This is a genomic window from Methylobacterium ajmalii, from assembly GCF_016613415.1.
GTDB lineage: Bacteria > Pseudomonadota > Alphaproteobacteria > Rhizobiales > Beijerinckiaceae > Methylobacterium > Methylobacterium ajmalii.
Genome location: NZ_JACWCT010000090.1, coordinates 25,181 through 28,486 on the forward strand (window position 1 = coordinate 25,181; position 3,306 = coordinate 28,486).

Here is a 3,306-nt window from a genome sequence, read left to right on the forward strand (position 1 = left end):
GCGCGACTACGTCGTGCAGTGGAACGAGACCGATCTCGCCTATCTGCTGCGCCGTCTCGAGGAAGAAGGGCATTTCTTCTGGTTTCGGCATGAGCGGGGCAAGCACACGCTCGTGGTCGGCGATCATCCCTCGGCCTACGACGGAAGTCCAGCCACCCGCGTTCGTCTTGCCTTCGGCTCGTCGGATGCCGAGCACATCCACGACTGGCGCCGGCAACTCTCGTTCACGCCAGGACGAAGAGCCGGAAAGGATTACGAATTCCTAACACCAAATCTTGATCTTGCCGCCGATACGCCGTCGATCGACCGCGTTCCCGAGAATACGGCCTACGAACTCTACGAGTACCCTGCCCGGGCGCTGACCCGGGAAGCGGGCGAGTGGGCGACGCGGCTGCGGGTCCAGGCGACAGAGACCGGCTTCGACCGGGTCGAGGGCCGCTCGAGCGTACGCACGCTGGCGGCGGGCGAGCGCTTCACGCCCCACGAGGTGGCACATCCGACCCACGTCTACCCGGCGCAGGTGGTGACGCAGATCCTGCACCGGGCCGAGGACCCGACCTACGAGTCGGGCGCGGGCACGCCGCACTACGAGAACGCCTTCACGACACTCCCGGCCGACCGACCGGCGACGCCGCACCGGGCGATCCCGCGTCCCCGCATCGACGGGCTGCAGATCGCGCTGATCGCGGGGCCTCCCGGCGAGGAGATCCACACCGACGCGTTCGGGAGGATCAAGCTACAATTCCCCTGGGACAGACGGGCCCGGGGCGACGGGACCGATACCGGCTGGGTGCGGGTGACGCAGAGCTGGGGCGGCCGGACCTGGGGCCATCAGGTGATCCCACGGGTCGGGATGGAGGCGCTGGTGGCCTACCAGGAGGGCGATCCCGACCGGCCGATCGTGATCGGCATCGCCCCCAACCCGAACAACCCGGTGCCCTACGACCTGCCGGCCAACAAGACCCGGATGGTGATGCGCTCGAATTCGTACAAGTCGAAGGGCTTCAACGAGATGACCTTCGAGGACGCGACGGGTGCGGAGAACCTTTTTGTTCATGCGCAGAAGGATCACACCACACGGATCCTCAACAACCAGACCAGCCGCACGGACGCCAACCAGGTGGCGAGCGTAGGAGCGAACCGCGCCGTCGAGGTGGCGCAGAACCAGACGCATGAGATTGGCAGCTCTATGAACCTCACGGTCGGCGGAACGGGGCCGGGAGCGGCCGCTCTCATGGCGCCGCTCGCCGGCATGGTGGGACACACGGCCGGTTTGATGGCCCAAGCCGCCCAGGTGGCGGGCCTCGGCGGGCCGGCAGGCGACGCTCTCGGCCTGATGGCATCCGGTCTCGCCGGCTCGGCTCTGGGAATGCTCGGCAATGCCGGCCTGGAGGCGCGTTCGGGCGTCGTGAGCGGGCCGAACCCGCGAGCCGATGCCGGTACGGCGCTCAGCAAGGCCGGAGGAGGCTTGGGTCAGGCCGCGGGCGGACTGTTCTCGCTGCCGGGGATGATGAACACGCTGGTCGGGTCGATGAAGATCGATTCGATCGGAATGGCCAGGATCGAGCAGGTCGGCTCGAGCAAGGTCACGCATGTCGGCGCAACCTTCCTGACCCAGGTCGGCACCTACTACAAGGTCGCAGTCGGGGATGAGTTCGTCATCGAGGTCGGCGCATCGAAATTCGTAATGAAAAAAGACGGCACCGTTCTCATACTGGGCAAGAAATTCAACTTCATCGCCGACGATCACGTACAGATACGGGGCGCACCGATCGATCTCAATTGAACGGATGAGCGTCATCATGCAACTCGTCAATCGGACGATGTTCCACGCGTTCGCTTTTCGTCAGTTCGATCGGGAGGGCGCACTCGATGGCGTCGTGTCGGTGCGGGGCACGTTCCGCGTCGAGCCCGGCCTGGCCCTCGCGACGGCCGACGACCAGGAGGCCTTCCAGTGGGAGGACGTCTACGACGGCGATCCGCAGCAACGCCCGCTCCTGCGGCAGAGCGATCTCGTTCCATTCAAGCCCGGGACCGACGTCACGGTGTTGGGAGATGCGGTGAACCCGAACGCCGACGGCAGCCCTTTCCTCTGCCGCATCCGGATCGGAGAGCGGATCGATGCCAGCCTGCGCGTCATGGGCACCCGGTACTGGATCGCCCGCACGCGGCGAACCTGGCGCGGGCTGCTGCAGCGCGACCCGCAGCCGATCCTGGAGGGATGGGACCTCGGCGAGCCGGAGCCGGCGGCGCGGGTCCCGCTCACTTGGCAGGCGGCGCTCGGCGGCCCGCTGCCCGGTGGGGCGGGCGACGTTCATCCCGACAATCCCCTCGGGACCGGCCTCGTCGACCGCGAGCATTGCGATCACCGCCACACCTACCCGGCACCGACGATCGAGGCCGCCGACGCGCCGGTCGCGCGCTACGACGTGCTGCCGCCACCCGCCGGGTTCGGTCCTGTCCCGCCCTGGTGGCGCCCGCGCCAGCAGCATGCCGGCACCTACGACGAGGCTTGGCTCGCGGAGCGCCACCCGCTGCTGCCGCGCGACTTCGACGAGCGTTTCTGGCATTGCGCCCCGCCCGGCCTCGTCGCGACGCCCTGGCTCGCCGGTACCGAGGCCTTCACCCTCGACAACCTGCATCCCGACCACCCGCGGCTGACCGGCCTCCTGCCCGGCATCATGCTCGGCGCGAAGGTCACGGACGAGGGCGGGACGCGCAAGCACCCGCTGGCCCTCGACGGCGTGCAGTTCGACCTGCGGCCCGGGATCGAGCGGGTGCTGCTGACCTGGCGCTGCCGGTTCCCGCTGCCCGAGGCGGAGACGGCGGAGATCGTCCTAGCCGAGCGGGCCCGGCTGCGCCGGTCCCTTCCCGACACGGAGAGCGTCGCATGAGCGGATCGGACGAGGCGAGCGAGGCCGGGGACGACTATGCCGGGGAGCCGCCGCGCCCCGATCCGTGGACGACGCAGCGCCCGCTGGAGGGCCTGCGGGAGACCCACGAGGCGCGGGTGGTGAGCCTGTCGCCGGACGTGTGCCTGACGCCGCGGGGCTCGGCGCTGGTGCCGGTGCCCTACCCGATCGTCGACTACGCCGACCACTTCGAGGCCTACGCGCACACGGTGCGGTTCACGGGTCAGAAGGCGATGGTTCTGCGCTCGCGCACGACGCACGTGCACGGGGACGAGGCGGGGACGGGCGGGGGCGTGAAGTCGGGGACGCATGGCGACGTGACGGAGCCGATCGGCCACGCGCCGCAGGTGCGGGCGGAGGGGTCTTCGGTGATCCGGCACCTGGACCGGTTCTG

The 3,306-nt window shown here is 69.0% G+C and carries 3 protein-coding genes; all 3 read left to right on the forward strand.

What is annotated here, in order from left to right:
- A partial coding sequence (locus HPY23_RS17490) for a type VI secretion system Vgr family protein (RefSeq protein WP_236017687.1) occupies window positions 1-1,786 on the forward strand: 1,786 nt, incomplete at its 5' end.
- A 16-nt stretch (window positions 1,787-1,802) separates the two neighbouring features.
- Complete coding sequence (locus HPY23_RS17495) at window positions 1,803-2,894, forward strand: DUF2169 family type VI secretion system accessory protein (RefSeq protein ID WP_175540064.1); 1,092 nt, start codon at window positions 1,803-1,805, stop codon at window positions 2,892-2,894.
- Window positions 2,891-3,306 (forward strand): DUF4150 domain-containing protein (locus HPY23_RS17500; RefSeq protein ID WP_200649656.1); only part of this gene is annotated, 416 nt, incomplete at its 3' end. The genes HPY23_RS17495 and HPY23_RS17500, both read left to right, overlap by 4 nt.